This window comes from Streptomyces globisporus (genome assembly GCF_003501885.1).
In the GTDB taxonomy this organism is placed as follows: Bacteria; Actinomycetota; Actinomycetes; order Streptomycetales; family Streptomycetaceae; genus Streptomyces; species Streptomyces globisporus_D.
This window is the reverse complement of record NZ_QWFA01000067.1, coordinates 1-21,185: the sequence shown is the minus strand read 5'-3', so window position 1 is coordinate 21,185 and position 21,185 is coordinate 1. Positions and strand designations below refer to the sequence as shown.

Sequence of the window (21,185 nt, the reverse complement as noted above, 5' to 3'; positions counted from 1 at the left end):
GCAGGGACAGCAGCAGGCGTTCGGCCTTGGCCAGTTGGCTGGTGGGATGCGGGGCCGGTGCCCCCGCCTGTCGAGGGTCCGGGGCCGCTCCGGCCGAAGTTCCCGCCGACTCAGGGGCCACCTCGGCCGGCGCCCTCTCCGGTTCGGGGTCCGTTCCCGCCCCCACCAGGTCCGGGTCCAGGTCCGGGTCCAGGTCCGACTCCGGTCCCGCTGCCCGCTCCCGCCCCCGCCCCCTCTCCGCTTCGGAGGGTGGGTGGGGAGTGGTCTTATCACCGTGGTCTTCCTCGGGTTGATAGCCACCGACCGACCGAGGAGTCGGTTCACCGACCGTCGGATACCGCACACCCGGAGAGCGCCCCGCGTCCTGCTCCAGCCTCGTCCAGACCGCCCTCGCCTCCGCACGCGTCAGCGGTGTGTTCGTGAACAGCTGGTCCGTCGCCCACAGCCCGTCCTCGCGCTGGCCCCGCCACTCATGGACGTAACCGTGCTCCACCAACTGCTTCTTGGCCTGCTGGTACGGGCGGCCCTTCATGTCCAGCTTCTGTGCCAGTTCGCCGAGCGGGCGGTTCGTGGCGGAGTCGGGGAGGCCCTGGACGTACAGGATGAGGATCTTCGCGTTGCTGTTGATCCGCCGGTCGCGTACGACCGTGTGCGAGGCCTTCGTCCAGCCCGAGGAGGGCGCGATAACATGGCGCAGCATTTCTGGTGGGTCCTGTCCACTGGGGGTGTAGGCCCTCGGGTGGGTGTTGGCGCACCTCCGGGGGCTGCCCTTTGCACGCGAGCGCGCACTGAGCGTGATGACCTCGTCACCGTATCCCACGCTTCTGACGCATCACCACATCGAAGATCCGTTCGCCGAACCACCCCCGCGTCGGCGTCCGCAGGGCCGGTTGCCGGGGCGGTCGCGGTCCGCCGACCGAAGCCAGCCCTCCACGTCTTGTACACGCTCTCATCACAATTCCGCTTCGCTTCCCGTATGCCTCTGATGTGCGCCCGTACGCACTGCGAGCATCGGCTGCTCCACCGCACCTAGTTCGGCCTTGGGGGCAACACATGGAGATGAGGAAGCAGTCACGGCGGTCGATGCGCGGAGCCTTCCGGATGCGCATCTCGGTGGGAGCGGGCGCGCTGGCCCTGGTCCTGACCGGGTGCGGGGGCGACGGCGGGGGTGCGGACGGCCAGGGCGAGAAGGGCACCGTCGAACGGACGTTGGCGCTCATGGACGACCAGCAGAGCGTGGACGCGGGCGACAGCCTGGACGTGGACGTCCTCGACAACGACTCCGTCACCCTGGAGAGCAACGACCGGGCCGGGCTGCTCGACGCCTACGACCCCGCCGAACTGACCCTGACCATCGACAGCGAGCCCGGCCACGGTTCCGCATCGGTGTCCGGGGCCACGGTGACGTACACCGCCAGGGAGGGGTACGCCGGCGAGGACGAGCTGACCTACGAGGTCCGCGTGAAGGGCACCGAGGTGCCCGCCGCCACGGCCGTCGTCCGCATCACCGTCACCGCGTCCGCTCCCTGACCGGGAGGCGCGACGCCGTACGGGGCGGCCGCCCGGGCCCGTCACGCCGCCTTCTGCTGCTCCCGCCGGGCGCCTCGCCGGCGCCGGGCGGTCAGCGCCAGGTGTGTCACCAGCCCCAGGACCAGGCCCCAGCACGCGGAGCCGACGCCGCCCAGGGTGACGCCCGAGGCCGTGGTGAGGAAGGTGACCACCGCCGCGTCGCGGCCCTGTTCGTCGGCCACCGCCTGGGTGAGGCTCGTGGAGAACGTGGCGAGCAGGGCCACCCCCGCGACGACGGCGATGAGTTCGGGCGGCAGCGCCGTGAACAATCCCACGAGCGCGGCCCCGCAGACTCCCGCCAGCAGATAGAAGACGCCGCACGCCACACCGGCCGCATAGCGGCGGCGCGGGTCGCGGTGGGCCTCTTCTCCGGTGCTGATGGCGGCGGTGATCGCCGCCAGGTTGACGGCGTGGCCGCCCAGCGGCGCGAGCGCCGTGGAGGCGAGCCCGGTGGCCGTGATCAGCAGCCGGTCGTCCGGGCGGTAGCCGCAGGCCGCCAGGACGGCGAGGCCGGGCGCGTTCTGCGAGGCCATCGTCACCACGGCGAGCGGCACGCCCAGGCCCACCAGCGCCGAACCGGTGAACTCCGGTGCCGTGAGGACGGGAAGGGTCAGCCCGATGTCCACGGACGAGGCGTCGATGCCCGGGACGACGGCGGTGACGAGCACGGCCGCGAGCAGGGCCCAGGCCACCGCGTACCTCGGTGACCGCTGTTTGACGGCCAGGTACGTGGCGAGCGAGACCAGCACCGCGACCGGCGCGCCGTCCAGCGCCGAGAACAGGCCGACGCCGAAGGAGAACAGCACACCCGCCAGCATGGCCGCCACGATGCCGGGCGGTACGCGGCGCATGACCTTTCCGAAGACGCCCGTCAGGCCGACCAGCGCCATGAGGAGACCGCTGACCAGGAAGGCGCCGACCGCTTCGGGGTACGAGTAGTCCCCGAGGCTGCCGACCAGGACCGCGGCGCCCGGCGTCGAGAACGCGGTGATCACCGGTATCCGGGTCCACCAGCTGAGCACGGCACACGTGACGCCGCTGCCCACGCAGGCCGCCCACACCCACGACGCGGTCTGCTCATCGGTGAGGTGACCGGCGGCCGCGGCCGCCAGGACCACGAGGAGGGGGCCGGAACACGAGACCACGACGGTGATCAGGCCCGCGAGGACGGCGGAGAGCGAGGCGTCCGCCAGGAGCCCGCGCCGATCGGAGGGCCCGGGCCGCTCGGAGGACCCTCGCTGCTCGGAAAGCCCGCGCCGATCGGGGGGCGTGCGCCGCTCGGAGGACCCTCCTCGATCGGACGGCATGCGCCGTCCGAAGGACCCAGGCTGCCCGGAAGGCGTGCGCTGAGCAGAATGCCCGTGTCGCCCGGAAGGCGTGCGCCCTTCGTCCGTCGGCCCGGGCGCCTCGTCCGCGTCCTTCTCGGCGCCCTGTTCGGCCGTGGCCATCGTGCCCCCTCCCCCTCGCCCGTAACTCCCGCTGCCGCTCCGCTACTCCCCTACTCCGCCCGCTGTGCCACCGAGGCCAGCCGCGTCACCCCCTCGGCGAACTCCTCGTCGCTCAGGGCCTGGAACGGCAGCCGGAGGAACACCGTGCCGGACGGTGGCGCCGAGTCCGCAGGGTAGAACGCAGAGCCGCGGGTGAGGGCGACGCCCTCGGCGGCCGCCGCCGCGAGGAACTTCTCCTCCGTGGTCCGTACCGGAAGATGCACGCTGATGTAGTAGCCGCCCTCGGGCACGCACAGCGCGGCCTCGCCGAGCGCCTTCCGCACCGCCTCGACCGCCGTGTCGTGCCGCGGCCGCAGCAGTTTCCTGACCTCGTCGATGTTGCGCCGGACCAGACCGCTCGCGAAGGCCCGGGCGGCGACCACCTGGAGCAGGGGGGCCGGCGAGAGGTACGTGCTCTCCGCGAGCGCCGCCAGGGCACCCGGCGTACCGGGCGCGCCGATCACGTAACCGACGCGCAGTCCCGGGCTGAGGATCTTGCTCAGCGAGCCGATGGTCAGCACCCGGGCGCCCTCGACGGATTCCGCGAGTTCGCCGAGGAGCGTGGGGGCCGTGCCCGCGAAACGGAGTTCCCGGTACGGGATGTCCTCCAGGATCGTGAAGCCGAACTCGGCCGACAGACGGACGAGTTCGCGCCGCTTCTCCTCGCTCGTCGTGACCCCGCCGGGGTTCTGGAAGTCCGGGATCAGGTAGACGAACGCGGGGACCTCCGTCCGCAGACGCTCCCGCAGGGCGTCCAGGTCGAGGCCGTCCCCCCGCAGGGGTATCCCGGAGACCTGCGCCCCGTGCCGCTCGAAGATCTGGACGGCACGGTCGTACGTCGGCGCCTCCGCGAGCACCTTCTTGCGGGGCGCGTCCTTGAGGAGGTACGCGGCGAGCAGGTCGAGGGCCTGGAGGGAGCCGTTGGTGACGAAGATCCGGTCGGGATCGACCGAGTGGAACGCACCGAGCTGGTCCCGGAGTTCGCGGTCGCCGGTGTGGCGGCCGATGGGCGCGTACTGGAAGACGCGGTCCGCTTCGGCGGAGAGGACCGACCCGGTCAGCTCGGCGATGTCGGCGGACGGGATCGCTTCGAGCGGAGGGATCCCCCGCGAGAAGTGGACGGTCGGAGAGGTCACAGCGTCCTTGGTATTCGGGGAAGTCACAGAGGTCTCCTGGAGAAGGAACCGAGGGGAGGGAGCAGGGGTGTGGAGAGCGAGGGCGTGGGAAGCGGGCAGGGCTTCCGGTGACTCAGGAGGCGCCCAGGCGCGTGGCCCGGTGGGCGCTGACGACGAAATCGGGATCGATGTCGGCGACGGAGTCCGCGCCGAGCTGGAGCAGCGTGTCCTCGATCTCGCTCCGGAGGAGGTCGAGGACCGCCTCGACACCCTGCTGTCCGGCCAGGCCGAGGCCCCAGAGGTAGGGGCGGCCGACGCACACCGCGTCCGCGCCGTACGCGATGGCCTTGACGACGTGGACGCCGGAGCGGATGCCGCCGTCCATGAGGACCAGGGCGCGGCCGGCGACCGCGGCCGCCACCTGCTCCAGGGCGACCAGGCTGGGCACCGCGCCGTCGAGCTGGCGGCCGCCGTGGTTGGAGACGATGACGCCGTCCGCGCCCAGGGCCACGCAGTGTTCGGCGTCCTCGGCGCGCAGGACGCCCTTGACCACGATCGGCAGCCGGGTACGGGACCGTATCCATTCCAGATCGTCCCAGGTCAGCGGCAGGCGTTCGATGCGGGCACCGTCCGGGATGTCGCCGGTGAGCACGCCCAGCGAGCGCAGGTTGCCGAAGTCGACGTGCCCCGGGGTGCGGAAGCCCGCCCGGCGGGTGCCGATACGGCGGGCCGCGTAGCTGGCGTCGACCGTGACCACGAGCGCGGTCGCGCCGGCGTCCTCCGCCAGGGCGATCGTCGCGTCGACGTCGTCGCGGGAGCGGTAGGCGTAGAGCTGGAACCAGCTGTCGCTGCCGACCGCACCGGTCACGTCGGAGAGGGCGTAGTGGCTGTCCGTGCTGACGATCGACACGGTGCCCGCGGACTCGGCCGCGCGGGCGGTCGCGATCTCGGCGTCCTCGTGGAGGAGGCGCTGAGGGCTGGTCGGGGCGAGGAGGACGGGCAGGGCGAGCCGCTGCCCGAGCACGGTCACGGACGTGTCGGGTTTCACGCCCGTGCCGCCGAGGGCCCGGGGGCGCAACCAGACCTGGTCGAAGGCTTCCGTGTTGGCACGGACCGTGAGCTGCGTGTCGGCGCCGCCCGCCACATACGCCCAGCAGGCGGCGTCGAGCAGGGACTCCGCTGCCTGCTCGTAATCGGTCAGCGTCAACAGCCCGGATAATTCCCTTGCCATGGAACCTCTTCCGTCGTCGGATGAATTCCTTGGGAGCCTGTCGGCCCGTCAAACGAACCGTGCCGTCAGGCGAACTGGTCGAATGCCATCTTGGCCACCATTCCGGTGACCACGAGCACGAGGACGATGCGGACGAATCCGGATCCCCTTTTCATGGCGGTGCGCGACCCGATCATCGCGCCCGCGATGTTCCCCACGGCCATGCCGAGACCCAGAGCCCACAGGACGTTTCCCTGCCAGGCGAAGACCGCGAGGGCGCCCAGGTTGGAGGAGGCGTTGATCACCTTCGCCATGGCCGCGCTTTCCAGGAACTGTGTCGCCAGGAGCGTGGTGAAGGAAATGATGAGGAAGGTGCCGACACCGGGGCCGAAGACCCCGTCGTAGAAACCGATGCCTACACCCGCGATGAGGATCGCCGTATTGCGGCGGCGTGCGGTGACGAGGATGGTCCGCTGCTGGACCCCGAAGCTGGGTCTGAAGGCCACGAAGAGCGCCACGGTGATGAGCAGGCCCATGATGACGGGCCTGAAGTAGGTCGTGGGGACGCTCGACGCGGACAGCGCGCCCAACGCACCGAAGGGGACCGCGAGTCCAGCGGCCGGCAGGAGGACCGAGCGGTCCAGCTCGGTGCGCCGTTGGTACATGTACGCGGCGGTCGCGGTGCCCATGACTGCCGCGATCTTGTTCGTGCCCAGCGCCACCGCCGGCGAATACTGGGGGAAGGCCAACAGGAGCACCGGGATGAGCAGCACCCCGCCACCACCGACGACCGCGTCCACCCAGCCGGCCGCCGTCGCGGCCGCGAGCAGGCCGAGCACTTCGTACAGTTCCACTCTTCCTCATTCACGTGACGTGGCCCCGGCTCCCGGGGCCTGGTGCTGCCGCCGCCGGTTCAGACGACCCCGCGGATCTCCGTCATCGCCGGCAGCACGCGCGGGTGCCGCATCATGCGCTGGGCCCACAGCGGGGCGGATCGCAGGGAGTAGAAGCGGCGCAGCCAGCGATCCTGGCCGTCGTAGCGGGGGGTGAACGCGGTGCGGCCGTGGACGACGACGTGGTTGTCGAGGACGACGAGGTCGCCCGGCGCGAGCACCAGGTCGCGGCAGACCCGCTCCAGGGCCGTGGCCAGGGAGCGCAGTGCGGCCCGTGCCGGCGGGTGGTCGCCCTGCGTGTTGTGCGAGTTGAAGCGCATGAACGGGCGGTCCGCCGGGCCGAAGATCACCGGATGCGGGCCGGCCGAGGGGCGGGGGCCCGTGGTGTTCCGGGTGAAGGAGGTCGGATACAGGCTGTGGAACTGCGGCTTCCGCAGCTCCGCCACCTCGTCGTCCGTCAGCAGCGGCAGCGCGTCGCGCACGGAGGAGACGCGGGTCGCGGCGATCTGGTCGTGGTCCTGGCGCAGGCAGAGCAGACCCAGGTAGTCGGGGCGGAGCGGATGGTGCACGTTCTCGGTGTGGAAGTCGAAGGCGACCGATCCGCTGTTCTCGATCCGGTCCTCCTCGCCGCGTACGGGATGCACGTCGTGGAAGAGCGCGCCGGATTTCTCGTCCTGATAGCCGGTCAGCGAGCCGAGGAGGTCCGCGACGAGCATGAGGGTCCCATTGGTGGGGTGGCCGTCGAGGATATGGGCTTCGTGGGCCTGCGGAGTCTTCGGTAATTCGCCCACCGAAACTCCACGCAGTATGCAGTATCCACTGGATTCCGCGTCCGAACCGAAATCGAGGACCATTTTGCGCATCCCGTCCGGGAGATCCATGAGGAGCCCCGAGACAACGATGGGTATGGAGTCCGACAAGCGCGCGGCGAGCGCGGACAGCTCGCTCACCTTCTCCGCCTCGGACTCGCTTAATCGGTACTGATTCAGAGTCTGGGCAAGCATTCTCATAATCTCTCACCGATTCCCGAATGCAGGGTTGATCATGACGGTGAAAAACGTATCCCGCCCCGATTCTCTCCGTCAACAATCGCTTTCGGACAGTGACATCCCAGGTTAATGGGTCAGGCATTTGCAAGATAACGCGCGAATGGCTTTATCCTGCCTGAAGTAGCCCGAAGTGACCCACGCGGTAAGGAGTACAGGCCCGGTTGCCACTTCCCGTTCACCGGGTTGAGCTGCCTCTACGGCGCAGGATGACGGGGAGATGAACAGCCCAAATCGCCCGGCCAGGCGCTTTCGGCCCCCCTTTCCCGGCGCCCACAGGAGGCACGCGGAGCCGGTTTCGCGCCATCCGGATCGCGGGAGGCACGGATGGTGAATCGTGTGAAGGGGGTCACATGTCGCTGTGCCGCCGCATCGCTGTCCCGCCCACCTGGCAGTCGACCGGAGCGGGGTCCGTCAGATGCCAGGATGCGAAGCCTCCGACCTTCCAGCCGGGGGCGATCGACAGGTCGCCCATGTAAGACCTGGAGCAGATCCTGGCCCTCCGGCCCCACCAGATCCGGGACGTCCCGCGTGGACAACTGCGCGACGGCCGGCGTCGGCAGGGCGTCGTCGTCGCGAAGGTCCGGACGTGGTCGGCCGCCTTCATGGCGTCCAGCCGGCGCTGTTGATCCTCGGTGAAGTCCCGTCCCCGTGCGCCGTCCTGGATCCGGCGGCGCAACCGCACGTCGGAGAGGAGGTGGCCGGTGCCCTTCGGGTGCGCGACGGTGCACACCGGCCACGGTTCGCCGGCCGGCCGGAGCAGCGGTCCCGCCACCGAGTGGCCGTGCGCCGGTGGGCTGCCGGCGGCGGGGTTTTCCAGGCTGTGAGGGGAAAACCCAACAGGAGCACGGGTACGAGCCGTACCCCGCCAGGTCCACCCTTCGTCAGCGGTAGTCGTCGGGGTGGTCCTGCATCCAGGCGTTGATGCCGTCGCGGGTGCCGACGATCTCGGAGAAGTGCTTCTCCAAATGTGCCTCGGACCGGTCGTCGCCCAACTTGTCGAACAGGGCCTTCATGTCGGCGAGCGGCTTCTTGAAGTGGCCGGAGCCCTTGGCGTCGGCCCGCATGGACTCGTCCAGCTCGGTGAGTTCCCGGGTCACCCGGCCGAGGAAGTAGGCGCAGTCGCCCGCGCCCGGAGTGCAGGTCTCGTTCAGCGTCGCCTGGAGCGTCGCGAAGGCGTCGCGGACCAGTTCGGGGCCGGGTGAGGGGACAGCGGTCGGCTCCGCCTCGCCCGCCTCCCGCTCGGCCTGGTCCGTGTTCTCGGCGGAGTCGGCGTTCCCGGCTCCCCGGGCGGCGTCCGCGGCCGCCGGATCGGCCGCGTTCCGGACGTCCGCGTCGGGGCCGCCGCCGCTCGACGCCTGTGTGCAGGACACCAGCGCGGCAGCCACGACCACGGCAAGTGCGCCCGCGCGCAACCCCGTTCGCGCCGGACGGCGACCGTCGGTACGGGCAGCGTTACGGAACAGCATGAGGCCCCCCTCGTGTGAAGGGTCCAGACCTTACCCCGGGTCTCGGCCCGAGATCGCGGCGAGGTAGGCCGCCATCTCCCCGTACACCGCCTGCGTGTTGTCCAGATGGGCGTCGTGGCCCGCCCCCGGGATCACGGCGATCCGTGTCGCGGGGTGCCGGTCCAGCATCCGGTCCGCCTCGTCCGGCTTCATTGTGCCGTTCTCGCCCCGCAGCACCAGCACCGGGCAGCGCACCCGGTCCCAGGCGTCCCAGTGGTCGCGGTGCGCGTTCTCCTGGACCGTGGCCACCATGACGTCCCGGTCGACCCGGGGGTGCAGTCCGCCGGGGCCCGGTGCGAGGCCCGCCGCCCAGGCCCGGCCCGCCGGGCCGCCGCCGAAGAACGCCTCGGCCGCCTCCACGTCCGGGAACGGCACCGGCCAGGCGTCCAGCCAGCGCCCGATCTGCTCCGGCAGCTCCGGGGCCGGGCCCGCCGGACCCGCCTCGATCAGGACCAGCGCGCGGCACACCTCCGGGTGGGCCGCCGCCGTCAGCAACGCGGTGAGCCCGCCCATCGACTGGCCGACCAGCACCGTGTCCTTTCCGGCCAGGCCGAAGCGGCGCGCCACGGCCAGTACGTCCCGCACGTGCGCCGCCCGCGTCACGTCCCCGGGGCGCCGCGTGCTCGCCCCGCTGCCGCGCGCGTCGAAGGCGATCACCCGGTGCGTGGCCACGAACCGGGCCGCCAGCGCCTCCCACTCGCCGCAGTGCCCGGCCAGCCCGTGCAGCAGGAGCAGCGGCGGGCCCTCGCCCCCGTGGTCGGTGCAGAAGAGGCGTACGGGATCGGCCCCTGCCGCTCCTGCGTACTCCCCTGCCGGCACTGTCACCGTCACCGTGGTCGTCCCCATGGCCGCCTCCATCCGGAACTCCCGCCTCCCCCGTACCGCCCTCCGGCCGTCTCGTCCCGAACGCTAGCCTCGGGCCCCGTACCGAACCACAGAAATACCGACGGTTCACAAGACAGCTCACAGGAAAGCGATGGTGGCGGCGATGGCGAAGGTTCCGGCAGCGGCGGTGGCGGCGGGCGGGCTCGTCGGGGGGTACGGCGTCGCCCGGTGGACCCGGAAGCGGCCGCTCGGCGGTGTCGCGCTCGTGGCCGCCGGGTCGCTGGCCGCGTACGAGTGGAACCGCCAGGCGGGGCCGCGTGCCGCCGCCGGGCTGAGCGTCGCCTATGCCGCCGCCTTCGCCGGATCGCACCCGCTCGCCAAGAAGGTCGGCGCCTGGCCCGCCGTGTTCGCCGTCGCGGGCGGCATGGCCGCCGCCTCCTGGGCCGTCACCCGGCGGGCCGCCCAGAGCTGAGCACCATCGCGGCCCCGGCGGACAGCCCTTAGGGGCACCCGAAAAGAATCCCGCGCCCACCTGAACGCCCGCCGCCCCGCGCCCGTACTCCCCGGCAACTCCCCCGCGTAGGCCGGGTGCGTACCCGTACCGGACACGACAGGACCGTACGGGTACGCATCCGGAGCGGCGGGCCCCGAACGCCTCGCCGCTCAACCCCCCAGCGCGTGCGACACCGTGTAGATCGCCAGGCCCGCCAGCGCGCCCACCACCGTGCCGTTGATCCGGATGAACTGGAGGTCGCGGCCGATGTGCGCCTCGATCTTCTTCGAGGTCTGGTCCGCGTCCCAGCCCGCGACCGTCTCGCTGATCAGCGATGTGATCTCCGCGCGGTACGTCGTCACCACGTACACCGCCGCGTCCTCCAACCAGCCGTCCAGCTTGCCCTGGAGCCGTTCGTCGCTCGCCAGCCTCGCTCCCAGCGACATCAGTGAGGCACGCGCCCGCAGCCGCAGTTCGCTGCGCTCGTCCTCCGCCGCCGAGAGGATCATCGTGCGGACGGAGGACCAGGCCGAGGCGATCACGTCCTGGACCTCGCTCCGGCCCAGGATCTCCGACTTCAGGCGCTCCACCCGGGCCCGGGTGTCGGCGTCGGTCTGGAGGTCGGCCGCGAAGTCGGTCAGGAACGTGTCGATCGAGCCGCGCGCCGGGTGCTCCGGCATGTCCCGCATCTCCGTGACGAACCGCAGCAGCTCCTTGTAGACCCGCTCCCCCACTCGTTTGTCCACGAACCTCGGCGTCCAGCCGGGGGCCCCGCCCTGCACCGCGTTCATCACCGAATCGCCGTGCTCCACCAGCCAGTCGTGCGCCCGTACGCAGATGAGGTCGACGACCTTGCGGTGGCCGCCGTCCGTGACGACCTTCTCCAGCATCTGGCCGAGGCCCGGGCCGACCTCGACCGCGTCCGCCCGCCGGGTGATCGCCTCGCCGACCACCGCCTGGACGTCGGAATCCCGAAGGACCGTCAGCGCGCCGCGCAGCGCCGTCGCCAGCTCGGCGGTGACCCGGTCGGCGTGGGCCGGCTCCGCGAGCCACACACCGAGCCGCCGACCGACCCCCAGAGCGTGAATTCGGTCACGAATGACGTCTCCGGAGAGAAAGTTCTCGCCAACGAAGGAACCGAGGGACTGTCCTAGCTGATCCTTCTTGGTGGGGATGATGGCCGTGTGCGGAATGGGCAGACCCAGCGGGCGGCGGAAGAGCGCCGTCACCGCGAACCAGTCCGCCAGCGCGCCCACCATTCCCGCCTCGGCAGCCGCTGCGACGTAGCCCGGCCAGCCCCCCACGCCTGAGTTCTTCGCCCAGGTGGCCAGGACGTAGACGATCGCGACGAGCAGAAGGAGGCCGGTCGCCGTGAGCTTCATGCGCCGTACGCCGCGCTGCTTCTCCTCGTCGGCGGCGGTGTACGCGAACGAGGCCAGCGGGCCCGCGCCCGCCCCCGGCTCCCGTGCCCGCCCCGGCGGCAGTGCCGATCGCACCGACGCCGCGCCCTTCGACGGCTCCGGCCGCCCCGGTTCCGGTCCCGCCGGTCCCTGCGCCGCGTCCTTCTGCACCGCGTCCCCGTCCTGCCCCTGCTCGCCGGATCCGGTCCGTTCCATCCGCTCCACCCGTCCGCGTACGTCTCGCCCCCGTGACGTACGCATTGTCCCTACCTCCCCTACTCCCGGGCCGCATGTGGAGTTCCCGACGGCCTGTCGCATCATGGGACCAGCACGATCATCACAAGGAGAACCACCGCACATGCCAAGGCGCCAGGGGTATGCCCTGCTCATCGCCCTAGTGGCGGGCACCGCCGCGCTCGCCGCCGCCGTCGCCTTCGCAACGACGCTGCTCTCCGGCCCCACGTCGGCGCCGCTGCCGCCCGCCGAGACCCAGGCGGCGGCCCGTAACCCGGTCGCCCCCGCCACCTCGGGCCCCTCGTGGGTCGCCACCTGGACCGCCGCGCCCGTCGGCGCCGAGAAGGGCACCGAGGGCGGGTTCCCCGGGCGCACCGTCCGTAACGTCGTGCACACCAGCATCGGCGGGGACGTCGCCCGGATCACGCTGTCCAACCTCTTCGGCACGACCCCCCTGGTCGTCGACCAGGCCACCGTCAACACCCGGCCGGTCACCTTCAAGGGCGCCGGGACCGTCACCGTCGCCGCGGGCGGACGGGTCGTCAGCGACCCGGTCGTCGTGCCGGTGGCCCCCGACTCCGACCTCCAGGTCAGCTTCCGCACCCCGCGGGGCGGCGGGCCGGTCACCTATCACGGCTACACCCACCAGACCTCGTTCCTGATCGACGAACGCGGCACCTTCTCCACCAGCAACTGGCGCTATCTGACCGCCGTGGACGTCCGCAGCGAGCAGGCGCTCGGCGCGGTCGTCGCCTTCGGGGACTCCCTGACCGCGGGCAGCGGCTCCAGCACCGACGCCAACGCCCGCTGGCCCGACGTCCTCGCCGACCGGCTGGGCGGCCGGTACGGGGTCGCCAACGCGGGCATCGCGGGCAACCGGGTCGTGGGCATCGGCCGCGGCACCGGCGGCCAGTCGGGCACCGACCGGCTCGACCGGGACGTCCTGGGGGTCGCCGGGGCCCGGACCGTCGTCATCGCGCTCGGCATCAACGACGTACAGCAGAACCCGCAGGAGGCCGACCCCCAGCGCATCGTGGACAGCCTGCGCGGCCTGACCGACCGGGCGCACGCCCGCGGGCTCCGGGTCGTCGGCGCGACGCTGACCCCGTTCGAGGGCTTCGCCACCTGGACGCCCCAGCGCAACGCCGTACGCCAGGCGGTCAACGAGCAGATCCGGTCCGGCACGGTCTTCGACGCGTACGTCGACTTCGACGCGGCGGTACGCGACCCCGCCGCGCCGAACCGGCTCCTCCCCTCGTACGACTCCGGCGACCACCTGCACCTCAACGACGACGGGTACCGCGCGCTCGGCGACCGGGTGGACCTGAAGTCCCTGGACCGGGACCGCGCGCCCCGGTCCGACGCGCTGTGACCCGTGCTGTGACCCGCTGAGGCGAGCCGAAGGTCTCTCAGAGCTTCTTGCGGCCGCCGCCGGAGCCGTCGCCGTCGTCCGGGCCCTCCAGCTCGCGTCGGCGGCGCTCCTCCAGCTCCGCCTCCCGCGCCTCCTTCAAGCGGCGGCGCTCCGCCTTCGTCCGCTTGCGGTCCACGCCGACGCCGCCCATCAGGGCGAAGCCGGTGATCCGCACCCGCGGGGAGTCGGGGGCGATCTCGCCGTCCTCGTTGGAGCCCTCGCCGAAGCCGCCCATGATGCCGATGCCCCGGACCTCGACGTTCAGCTCCGGGGGCGCGGTCACATGGATGCCGCCCATGATCGTGAAGCAGCGGATCACGGTCTCGCGGTCCTCGAAGTGCGCCTCGCGCAGATCGATCTCGCCGCCGCCCCACATCGCGAACGCGGTGAACTTCCGGGCCACCGTCCAGCGGCCCTTCCGGTTGAAGCCGCCCCAGAGGGCGAACCCGCCCGTGGAGGTCGCGGGGCCGCCGACCCGCGCGGGCCAGTTCGCGGCGGAACCCCCCAGCGGGGCGGGCGTGGACGAACCGACCGGAGCGACCGCCGAGCCCGGCGCCGGAAGGTCCTGGACCAGCGGCTCCAACTCCCCGTGCGTACGGGCCTTGTAGGCCTTCTCGAGGCGCTGGTCGAACTCGTCCATATCCAGCCGGCCCTCGGCCACGGCCTCGCGCAGCAGTTCCGCGATCCGCTCGCGCTCGGCATCGGAGGCCCGCATGTCCGGACGTTCACTTGTCATACCGCGCAGCCTATTGAACGCACCCGTTCCCGGCACAGACCCGCAGGCCCGCGACCTGCGCGCGCCGCCCGGGCACAACCCCCGAGGGACCTCACGGCGCCGACTCGTACATCCTCGCGATCACGGCCTCGATGTCCGGCTCCCGTACCGACAGGTCGACCAGCGGGTAGTCCGCCGCGATCCGCGCCACCAGCGGGGCCGCCGACGCCGCGGCGGGGAACGCCAGCCACTGGCGCGGGCCCTCCACCTTGACGGCGCGCAGGGCGGGCTGCTCACCCCCGTCCGCCGACTCCAGCCGGATCGGGGGGAGTTCGCTCTCCAGGTCCACCACGAGCATGCGTTCGCTCTCGCCCACCTCGTGGAGGCCCGTCAGCGAACCGTCGTACATCAGACGGCCGTGGTCGATCACCATCACCCGGCTGCACAGCTGCTCGATGTCGGTGAGGTCGTGCGTCGTCAGCAGGACCGTCGTCCCGCGCTCGGCGTTCAACTCCTTGAGGAACTGCCGCACCTTGGCCTTGGAGATCACGTCGAGCCCGATCGTCGGCTCGTCCAGGTACAGCACCTCCGGATCGTGCAGCAGCGCCGCCGCGATGTCGCCGCGCATCCGCTGCCCCAGCGAGAGCTGCCGTACGGGGACTTCCAACAGCTTGCCCAGGTCGAGGAGTTCGACGCAGCGCTCCAGGTTCTCCCGGTAACGGCTGTCGGGGATGCGGTACATGCGGTGCATCAGCCGGTACGAGTCGCGCAGCGGCAGGTCCCACCAGAGGGTCGTCCGCTGGCCGAAGACGACACCGATGCGGTGCGCCAGGCGCGTACGTTCCCGGGAGGGGTCGATGCCCGCGACGCGCAGCCGGCCGCCGCTCGGGGTGAGGATGCCCGTCAGCATCTTGATCGTGGTCGACTTCCCGGCACCGTTCGGGCCGATGTAGCCCACCATCTCGCCGCGCGCGACCCGGAAGCTGATCCCGTCCACGGCCCGCACCTCGTGGCGCTCCCGGCGCAGCAGGCCCGCCCGGCGGCGGACCTCGAAGACCTTCTCGACGCCGTCGAGGCTGATGAACCCGTCGTCCGCCATGTCCGTGCTCTCCCGCGTAGTCCTGTCCGACCTGGTCGGCACCTGGTCCCTGTGGTTCCCGTGCTCCCTGTGGCCCCTGTGGCCCCTGTGGTTCCTCAACTGCCCGTGCTCCGGTAGGACCGCAGGCCCGCCCGCCACGCCAGGCCCGCGAGACCGCAGCAGCCCGCCGCGACCAGCGGCGGCAGGAAGGCCACCCACTGCGGCAGATCCACCGGGTACTCCCGCCCCAGCACGTACAGCGCGGGCAGCCAGCTCGCGAAGGCCAGCGGCACCACGAACGTCACGCCGCGCACCAGATCCTTCGCGAAGACCGTGGGCGGGTACTGGAGCAGCGTCGTCCCGCCGTACGTGAAGGAGTTCTGCACCTCCGACGCGTCCTGCGCGACGAACTGGAACGCCGCTCCCGCGATGAAGACCGCCCCGAAGATCGCCGCCCCGCTGAGCACCGTCATCGGCAGCATCAGCATCTTCAGCGGCGTCCAGGCGATGTCGAGGGTGACGATCGCGTAGCCGAGCACCAGCAGGCCCTGCGTGATCCGGCCCAGCCGGCGCAGCGCGAACCGGTCCGCCGCCACCTGTGCCAGCACCGGCACGGGGCGCACCAGCAGGGTGTCGAACGTTCCGTCCCGCACGCGCCCGCCGACCCGGTCCATCGATCCCAGCAGCAGGTCGCACACCCCGAACGCCGTCGCCGACAGGCCGTACAGCAGCGCGATCTCCGGAAGCGAGTAGCCGCCGAGCGCGTCGACATGCGTGAACATCAGCAGGATCGTCACGAAGTCGAAGGCCGTCACCGCAAGGTTCCCGAACAGGGTCATGGCGAACGAGGCCCGGTACGCCATCGTCGAGCGCACCCACATCGCCATGATCAGCCCGTACGCCCGGATGCCTTCCAGCGGCCGGGGCCGGTCCTCGAAGGCGAAGCCGGCCGTCTCCGGCTCTTCGTCGGCGGCCCGTGCCTCCACCGTGTCAGCCACCCTGCACCACCACTCTCCTGGTCGCCGCGGTCTGGAGCAGCCGGCCCGCCCCGAGCAGCACGACCGCCCAACCGGCCTGGAACACGTACGCCCCCACCAGCCCCCACCCGGTGTGCTTGCCGAGGAACACATCGGCCGGCACCTGGAGGAGCGAGGACCACGGCAGCGTCCGCGCCACCTCGCCCAGCAGCCCGGGGAACAGGTTCAGCGGCAGCAGCATCCCGGAGAAGAACAGCCCCGCCAGCATCGCCATCTGCATCGCCCCCGCGCCGTCGAGCAGCCAGAACGCCGACATCGCGACCAGATAGCGGATCGCGAAGCTGACCACCACGCCCAGGAACACCGACAGCAGGAACGCCGGCCAGGTCCAGAGCGACCCGGGGAACGCCAGGTCGAAAGCGAGCGCCCCCAGGAACATCGGCGCCACCCCGCGCCCCAGCAGGTGGAACGCCGCCCGGCCCAGATCCGCCGCCAGCCACCACAGCTGGAGGTCGGCGGGCCGGTACAGGTCGACGGCGATGTCACCCGTACGGATCCGCTCGACCAGCTCGCTCTCGAACCCGCCGCCCATCAGGGCGCTGCTCATCAACAGGGCCTGGCCGAGCCAGACGTACGTCAGCGCCTGGGAGGTGTCGTAGCCGCCGAGCTGCGGACGTACGTCCCACAGGGCGATGTAGGTGTACGCCATGATGAAGCCGAAGACGGTGTTGGTGAACACCCCCGCCGCCGTCGCCGTCCGGTAGGTGGCGTAGCGCCGGAACCCGCCCGCCGCCACCACTGCGTACAGCCGCACGCCGTCCCCTCTCCCCCGCCGCCAACGGCTCCCGGCACCAAAGCGCACGACCCTAGTCCAGGCGCGAGGGCCGCGGCGACTTCTTTTCCGCGACCGGAGGGGGGAACGAGACAGCAAGAAACGCAGATTTCATGACGAACCGGGCACTATGGGAGAACTGACCACGTCTCAGGAGCCCCCACCGACATGAGCGACGAGCCACAGAGCTGGGCCCCCCGCGACTCCTCGGGCGCGGGGGCCTCCTCCACCGGAAACCATCCACCGACGGCCTCCGGGGAACAGTCCGGGGAGCGGCCCGGGCAGAAGCCGGGAAAGCCCGGGAAGAAGGCACGGCCCCGGCGCACCGGCTGGCGCCGCGCCATCCCCACCTGGCGGATGACCCTCGGCGCCCTCCTCGGCCTCGTCGTCCTCCTCGGCGCCGGGATCTTCGCCGCCTACCGGCTCGTCGACATCCCGGCCGCCAACGCGGCGGCCACCGCCCAGTCCAACGTCTACCTCTACAGCGACGGCAGCGTCATCGCCCGGGACGGCGACGTGAACCGGGAGAAGGTCAAGCTCTCCCAGGTCCCCCCGACCGTCCAGCACGCGGTCCTGGCCGCCGAGGACCGGGACTTCTACTCCGACGACCGCGCCGTGGACGTGAAGGCGATGGTCCGGGCCGGCTGGAACACCGTCACCGGCAAGGGCAAGCAGGGCGGCTCGACCATCACCCAGCAGTACGTGAAGAACTACTACCTGGGCCAGGAACGCACCGTCCTGCGCAAGGCCAAGGAAGCCATCATCGCGGTCAAGCTCAACCGCGAGGAGACCAAGGACCAGATCTTCGAGGGCTACCTCAACACCAGCTACTTCGGACGCAACGCGTACGGCATCCAGGCCGCCGCGCAGGCGTACTACGGCAAGAACGTCGAGGAGCTCACCACCGCCGAAGGCGCGTACCTCGCCTCCCTGCTGAACGCCCCCAGCGCCTACGACGTCATCGCCCACCCCGGCAACAAGCCCGCGGCCCAGCGCCGCTGGAACTACGTCCTGAACGGCATGGTCAAGGAACGCTGGCTCACCGCCGCCGAACGGGCGACGACGCGCTTCCCCACCCCCGGCGAGGCCAAACCGTCCAACGGGCTCTCCGGGCAGCGCGGCTACATCGTGCAAGCCGTCGAGGACTACCTGAACCGACGCGGCATCCTCGACGCGAAGACCCTCGCCACCGGCGGCTACCGCATCACCACCACCCTCGACAAGGCCAAGCAGGACGCCTTCGTCAAAGCCGTCGCCGACAACGTGACGGCCAAGACCAGCGCCGACCGCGCCGCCGACCGCAACGTCCGCGTCGGCGGCGCCTCGATCGTCCCGGAGACCGGAAAGGTCGTCGCCCTGTACGGCGGCATCGACTACACCAAGCAGTACGTCAGCAACGCGACCCGCCGGGACTACCAGGTCGGCTCCATCTTCAAACCGTTCGTCCTCGCCTCCGCCGTCGTCAACGACTCCACCACCCAGGACGGCCGGCGCATCACGCCCAACACCGTCTACGACGGCACCAACAAACGCACCGTCGTCGGCGTGCAGGGGTCCACCGACTACGCCCCCGCCAACGAGGACGACGTCGACTACGGCGACATCACCGTACGCATCGCCACCGACAAGTCCGTCAACTCCGTCTACGCCCAGATGGCGCAGGACGTCGGCCCCGAGAAGGTCCGGAACACCGCGATCGCCCTCGGCATCCCCGCCGACACCCCCGACCTCACCGCCGCCCCCTCCATCGCGCTCGGCACGGCCAACGCCAGCGTCCTGGACATGGCCGAGGCGTACGCCACCCTCGCCGATCACGGCCGGCACGGCAGATACGTCCTCGTCGAGAAGGTCACCAAGGACGGCGCCGAGATCGAACTCCCCGAACGCACCACCGAACAGGCCGTCAGCCGGGAGGCCGCCGACACCACCACCGCCGTCCTGCGCAGCGTCGTGGAGGGCGGCACCGGCACCGCGGCCCAGGCGGTGGGCCGCCCCGCCGTCGGCAAGACCGGCACCGCGGAGGAGGACCGGGCCGCCTGGTTCGCCGGGTACACCCCGGACCTCGCGAGCGTCGTCGCCGTGATGGGCCAGAACCCGGACACGGGCGCCCAGACCCCGCTGTACGGAGCCCTCGGCCTGGCCCGCGTCAACGGCGGCGGCGTCCCGGCCGAGACCTGGGCCGCCTATACGGAAGCGGCGCTGCGCTCGTCCCCGGCCAAGGAGTTCGACCTGCGGCCGGCCCCGGGCTCGGACGAGGGGGACGAGCTCCTGATCGACGAGAACGCCGACGGGGGCACGGACCCGTCCTCCTCGGCGGACCCCGACGCCACACCCGACTCGACCCCGGACACGACCGGCGACGGCAGCGCCCCGCCCACGCCCGGCACGAACACCGGCGGGAACAACGGCGGGAACACTGGGGGCGACACGACGGGCGGGGCGGACGAGGGATCGGTGTCCGTTCCGGACGGGAACGGCTAGGGCCTGTCCGCAACGGACAGGCCCTGGGGCTTCAGTGCCCCGAGGTCGCCTTCAGGCCGACCACGGCCACCAGCAGCAGACAGACGAAGAAGATCCGGGCGGCGGTCACCGGCTCGTTCAGCACGACCATGCCCAGGATCGCCGCACCGGCCGCGCCGATACCGACCCACACGCCGTACGCCGTACCGATCGGCAGCGTCTTCGCCGCATGCGACAGCAGCACCATGCTCGCCACGATCCCGAGGCCGGTGAACACGCTCGGCCACAGCCGGGTGAACCCCTCGGTGTACTTCATCCCGATCGACCAGCCCACTTCGAGCAGGCCGGCGACGACCAGCAGAACCCACGCCATGACAGAACCTCCGACGACGAACACACGGACAACTCACGGGTGCGTCGTCTTTGCCAAACCCGGTACGGCGCGTCTCGTCGGGGTGGTTCCACCGTAGCAAAAAACGGCGAAAGGGCCTGGTGACACCGGTCACCAGGCCCTGAACAGCGCGGTCCTACAGATACAGCCCGGTCGAATCCACCGACCCCTCGAACCGGTCGGCGGCCACCGCGTGCAGATCGCGCTCCCGCATCAGGACGTACGCCACGCCCCGCACCTCGACCTCGGCCCGGTCCTCGGGGTCGTACAGCACGCGGTCGCCGGGCTCCACCGTCCGCACGTTCTGCCCGACCGCCACGACGACGGCCCAGGCCAGCCGGCGGCCCACCGCGGCCGTCGCCGGGATCAGGATGCCGCCGCCGGAACGCCGCTCGCCCTCGGACGCGTCGTTCCGCACGAGCACGCGGTCGTGCAGCATCCGGATGGGCAGCTTGTCGTCGTGCGGGGCGCCGTGGATGGTGCCGGAGGTGGTGCTACCGGGGGTGGTGTTCTCGCTCACGCCCGCAACCTACCTGCCGGGGGCCGGACCGTACGTCTCCGGGTCCGGATCACGCGCGGCGGCGCTGCGACACGGTGAGCAGCCCCACCACGCCGACCACCAGCAGCGCAGCGGGGATCACCCGGTCCAGCCGCGGCGAGCCGTCCTCCGCGACGAACTGGGCCTTCACCTCCGACACCGAGCGGTTCACCGCGACGAAGGCACGGCCGGCCGTCCGGTCCACCGACTGGGCCGCCTTCGCCTTGGCGTCTCCGATGATCGTCTTCGGGTGTACGCGCACCCCGATCTCGTCGAGCACCACAGCGAGCCGCTCACGCCTGCTGATGATGTCCGCCTCGATCTGCGCAGGGGTCCTGGCATCCGACACTGCGCCGCCTCCGTGGTCGTCGTCCGTTGAACCTTCGTCTGAAACCTTCGTCGACAGTCTGTCAGCTCGAACCTCCGCACACCCGGCGGCACCCCTATTACCCTCGGTCCCGTCCGACCAGCGCACCACCCGAGGAGAACCACATGAGCGAGCGACTGAAGCCCGGCGACACCGCTCCCGCCTTCACCCTTCCCGACGCCGACGGCAACGAGGTGTCGCTCGCGGACCACAAGGGCCGCAAGGTCATCGTGTACTTCTACCCGGCCGCTCTTACCCCCGGATGTACCAAGCAGGCCTGCGACTTCACGGACAACCTCGACCTCCTGGCGAACGCCGGGTACGACGTCATCGGCGTCTCCCCCGACAAGCCGGAGAAGCTCGCCAAGTTCCGCGACACGGAAAACCTCAAGGTCACCCTGGTGGGCGACCCGGCCAAGGAAACTTTGGCGGCGTACGGCGCCTTCGGCGAGAAGAAGCTCTACGGCAAAGTGGTGACGGGCGTGATCCGCTCCACCGTCGTCGTCGACGAGGACGGCAAGGTCGAGCACGCGTTCTACAACGTGAAGGCGACCGGCCACGTGGCGAAGATCATCAGGGACCTGGGCATCTGACGGTCCCCCCGGAACGGCCCCCGCCCCTCACACGATCACGCCC

The 21,185-nt window shown here is 71.2% G+C and carries 21 protein-coding genes and 1 riboswitch; of the genes, 5 read left to right on the top strand and 16 right to left on the bottom strand.

The window, feature by feature from the left end:
- Positions 1 to 1,059 precede the first annotated feature (1,059 nt).
- Positions 1,060 to 1,530, top strand: coding sequence for an Ig-like domain-containing protein (locus tag D3105_RS14855; protein WP_240646909.1), 471 nt, complete (start codon positions 1,060 to 1,062; stop codon positions 1,528 to 1,530).
- 41 nt (positions 1,531 to 1,571) lie between these two features.
- Here D3105_RS14855 and D3105_RS14850 read toward each other — a convergent pair whose 3' ends face one another.
- The 8 genes from D3105_RS14850 to D3105_RS14815 all read right to left on the bottom strand — a co-directional run bounded on the left by D3105_RS14850 (position 1,572) and on the right by D3105_RS14815 (position 9,674).
- Positions 1,572 to 2,876, bottom strand: a complete 1,305-nt coding sequence (locus D3105_RS14850) for a benzoate/H(+) symporter BenE family transporter (protein ID WP_338103985.1) — start codon at positions 2,874 to 2,876, stop codon at positions 1,572 to 1,574.
- A 191-nt stretch (positions 2,877 to 3,067) separates the two neighbouring features.
- The gene (locus tag D3105_RS14845; protein ID WP_118903683.1) at positions 3,068 to 4,219 is read right to left on the bottom strand and encodes a PLP-dependent aminotransferase family protein; all 1,152 of its coding nucleotides are present in this window, start codon (positions 4,217 to 4,219) and stop codon (positions 3,068 to 3,070) included.
- 85 nt (positions 4,220 to 4,304) lie between these two features.
- Entirely contained in the window at positions 4,305 to 5,402 is a 1,098-nt protein-coding gene (locus D3105_RS14840; RefSeq protein WP_240646908.1) for an alpha-hydroxy acid oxidase, read from the bottom strand.
- Positions 5,403 to 5,467: 65 nt separating this feature from the next.
- Complete coding sequence (locus D3105_RS14835) at positions 5,468 to 6,235, bottom strand: sulfite exporter TauE/SafE family protein (protein WP_118903681.1); 768 nt, start codon at positions 6,233 to 6,235, stop codon at positions 5,468 to 5,470.
- 59 nt (positions 6,236 to 6,294) lie between these two features.
- The gene (locus D3105_RS14830; protein WP_240646907.1) at positions 6,295 to 7,278 is read right to left on the bottom strand and encodes a TauD/TfdA family dioxygenase; all 984 of its coding nucleotides are present in this window, start codon (positions 7,276 to 7,278) and stop codon (positions 6,295 to 6,297) included.
- 391 nt (positions 7,279 to 7,669) lie between these two features.
- On the bottom strand, positions 7,670 to 8,095 hold the full coding sequence (locus D3105_RS14825) for a hypothetical protein (RefSeq protein ID WP_123947578.1): 426 nt from the start codon (positions 8,093 to 8,095) through the stop codon (positions 7,670 to 7,672).
- Positions 8,096 to 8,204: 109 nt separating this feature from the next.
- Positions 8,205 to 8,789: a hypothetical protein gene (locus D3105_RS14820; RefSeq protein WP_165891016.1), complete on the bottom strand. Its 585-nt coding sequence runs from the start codon at positions 8,787 to 8,789 to the stop codon at positions 8,205 to 8,207.
- Between the two features lie 30 nt (positions 8,790 to 8,819).
- On the bottom strand, positions 8,820 to 9,674 hold the full coding sequence (locus D3105_RS14815; RefSeq protein WP_118903690.1) for an alpha/beta fold hydrolase: 855 nt from the start codon (positions 9,672 to 9,674) through the stop codon (positions 8,820 to 8,822).
- Positions 9,675 to 9,816: 142 nt separating this feature from the next.
- On the opposite strand from D3105_RS14815, the gene D3105_RS14810 reads away from it, so the two are divergent.
- Positions 9,817 to 10,125 carry a hypothetical protein gene (locus D3105_RS14810; RefSeq protein WP_118903689.1) on the top strand — a complete coding sequence of 103 codons (309 nt, stop codon included), beginning with the start codon at positions 9,817 to 9,819 and terminating at the stop codon, positions 10,123 to 10,125.
- A 191-nt stretch (positions 10,126 to 10,316) separates the two neighbouring features.
- On the opposite strand, the gene D3105_RS14805 is transcribed toward D3105_RS14810, so the two are convergent.
- Positions 10,317 to 11,762: a DUF445 domain-containing protein gene (locus D3105_RS14805; protein ID WP_240646906.1), complete on the bottom strand. Its 1,446-nt coding sequence runs from the start codon at positions 11,760 to 11,762 to the stop codon at positions 10,317 to 10,319.
- Positions 11,763 to 11,904: 142 nt separating this feature from the next.
- Here D3105_RS14805 and D3105_RS14800 point away from each other — a divergent pair, with 142 nt between their 5' ends.
- On the top strand, positions 11,905 to 13,152 hold the full coding sequence (locus D3105_RS14800; RefSeq protein WP_118903676.1) for an SGNH/GDSL hydrolase family protein: 1,248 nt from the start codon (positions 11,905 to 11,907) through the stop codon (positions 13,150 to 13,152).
- A 37-nt stretch (positions 13,153 to 13,189) separates the two neighbouring features.
- Here the strand turns inward: D3105_RS14800 and D3105_RS14795 are convergent, their stop codons facing one another.
- The 4 genes from D3105_RS14795 to D3105_RS14780 form a co-directional block, all read right to left on the bottom strand.
- Positions 13,190 to 13,906, bottom strand: a complete 717-nt coding sequence (locus D3105_RS14795; RefSeq protein WP_118903675.1) for a DUF1707 SHOCT-like domain-containing protein — start codon at positions 13,904 to 13,906, stop codon at positions 13,190 to 13,192.
- Between the two features lie 112 nt (positions 13,907 to 14,018).
- Complete coding sequence (locus tag D3105_RS14790) at positions 14,019 to 15,005, bottom strand: ABC transporter ATP-binding protein (RefSeq protein ID WP_118903674.1); 987 nt, start codon at positions 15,003 to 15,005, stop codon at positions 14,019 to 14,021.
- A gap of 95 nt (positions 15,006 to 15,100) precedes the next feature.
- Complete coding sequence (locus D3105_RS14785; RefSeq protein WP_118903673.1) at positions 15,101 to 15,982, bottom strand: ABC transporter permease; 882 nt, start codon at positions 15,980 to 15,982, stop codon at positions 15,101 to 15,103.
- Positions 15,975 to 16,775, bottom strand: coding sequence for an ABC transporter permease (locus D3105_RS14780; RefSeq protein ID WP_118903672.1), 801 nt, complete (start codon positions 16,773 to 16,775; stop codon positions 15,975 to 15,977). The genes D3105_RS14785 and D3105_RS14780 overlap by 8 nt, the downstream gene beginning before the upstream one ends.
- Positions 16,776 to 16,961: 186 nt before the next feature.
- On the opposite strand from D3105_RS14780, the gene D3105_RS14775 reads away from it, so the two are divergent.
- Positions 16,962 to 19,274 carry a transglycosylase domain-containing protein gene (locus tag D3105_RS14775; RefSeq protein WP_118903671.1) on the top strand — a complete coding sequence of 771 codons (2,313 nt, stop codon included), beginning with the start codon at positions 16,962 to 16,964 and terminating at the stop codon, positions 19,272 to 19,274.
- 31 nt (positions 19,275 to 19,305) lie between these two features.
- On the opposite strand, the gene D3105_RS14770 is transcribed toward D3105_RS14775, so the two are convergent.
- The 3 genes from D3105_RS14770 to D3105_RS14760 form a co-directional block, all read right to left on the bottom strand.
- Positions 19,306 to 19,626, bottom strand: coding sequence for a DMT family transporter (locus tag D3105_RS14770; RefSeq protein WP_006124859.1), 321 nt, complete (start codon positions 19,624 to 19,626; stop codon positions 19,306 to 19,308).
- A 38-nt stretch (positions 19,627 to 19,664) separates the two neighbouring features.
- A riboswitch (guanidine-III (ykkC-III) riboswitch) is annotated at positions 19,665 to 19,724 on the bottom strand.
- Between the two features lie 56 nt (positions 19,725 to 19,780).
- On the bottom strand, positions 19,781 to 20,083 hold the full coding sequence (locus D3105_RS14765; protein WP_042498713.1) for a GroES family chaperonin: 303 nt from the start codon (positions 20,081 to 20,083) through the stop codon (positions 19,781 to 19,783).
- Positions 20,084 to 20,213: 130 nt separating this feature from the next.
- Positions 20,214 to 20,531: a DUF3618 domain-containing protein gene (locus tag D3105_RS14760; protein ID WP_118903670.1), complete on the bottom strand. Its 318-nt coding sequence runs from the start codon at positions 20,529 to 20,531 to the stop codon at positions 20,214 to 20,216.
- A gap of 143 nt (positions 20,532 to 20,674) precedes the next feature.
- On the opposite strand from D3105_RS14760, the gene bcp reads away from it, so the two are divergent.
- Positions 20,675 to 21,142, top strand: coding sequence for a thioredoxin-dependent thiol peroxidase (bcp, locus tag D3105_RS14755; RefSeq protein ID WP_006124862.1), 468 nt, complete (start codon positions 20,675 to 20,677; stop codon positions 21,140 to 21,142).
- The last annotated feature ends 43 nt before the right edge of the window (positions 21,143 to 21,185 follow it).

Excerpts from the sequence above, each read along its gene's own strand:
- D3105_RS14795 (WP_118903675.1), bottom strand. The coding sequence starts at position 13,906 with ATGCGGGCCTCCGATGCCGAGCGCGAGCGGATCGCGGAACTGCTGCGC.
- D3105_RS14815 (WP_118903690.1), bottom strand. The coding sequence starts at position 9,674 with ATGGGGACGACCACGGTGACGGTGACAGTGCCGGCAGGGGAGTACGCA.
- D3105_RS14770 (WP_006124859.1), bottom strand. The coding sequence starts at position 19,626 with ATGGCGTGGGTTCTGCTGGTCGTCGCCGGCCTGCTCGAAGTGGGCTGG.
- D3105_RS14765 (WP_042498713.1), bottom strand. The coding sequence starts at position 20,083 with ATGCTGCACGACCGCGTGCTCGTGCGGAACGACGCGTCCGAGGGCGAG.
- bcp (WP_006124862.1), top strand. The coding sequence starts at position 20,675 with ATGAGCGAGCGACTGAAGCCCGGCGACACCGCTCCCGCCTTCACCCTT.
- D3105_RS14840 (WP_240646908.1), bottom strand. The coding sequence starts at position 5,402 with ATGGCAAGGGAATTATCCGGGCTGTTGACGCTGACCGATTACGAGCAG.
- D3105_RS14850 (WP_338103985.1), bottom strand. The coding sequence starts at position 2,876 with ATGCCGTCCGATCGAGGAGGGTCCTCCGAGCGGCGCACGCCCCCCGAT.
- D3105_RS14805 (WP_240646906.1), bottom strand. The coding sequence starts at position 11,762 with ATGGAACGGACCGGATCCGGCGAGCAGGGGCAGGACGGGGACGCGGTG.
- D3105_RS14830 (WP_240646907.1), bottom strand. The coding sequence starts at position 7,278 with ATGCTTGCCCAGACTCTGAATCAGTACCGATTAAGCGAGTCCGAGGCG.
- D3105_RS14820 (WP_165891016.1), bottom strand. The coding sequence starts at position 8,789 with ATGCTGTTCCGTAACGCTGCCCGTACCGACGGTCGCCGTCCGGCGCGA.
- D3105_RS14855 (WP_240646909.1), top strand. The coding sequence starts at position 1,060 with ATGAGGAAGCAGTCACGGCGGTCGATGCGCGGAGCCTTCCGGATGCGC.
- D3105_RS14800 (WP_118903676.1), top strand. The coding sequence starts at position 11,905 with ATGCCAAGGCGCCAGGGGTATGCCCTGCTCATCGCCCTAGTGGCGGGC.
- D3105_RS14810 (WP_118903689.1), top strand. The coding sequence starts at position 9,817 with ATGGCGAAGGTTCCGGCAGCGGCGGTGGCGGCGGGCGGGCTCGTCGGG.
- D3105_RS14790 (WP_118903674.1), bottom strand. The coding sequence starts at position 15,005 with ATGGCGGACGACGGGTTCATCAGCCTCGACGGCGTCGAGAAGGTCTTC.
- D3105_RS14775 (WP_118903671.1), top strand. The coding sequence starts at position 16,962 with ATGAGCGACGAGCCACAGAGCTGGGCCCCCCGCGACTCCTCGGGCGCG.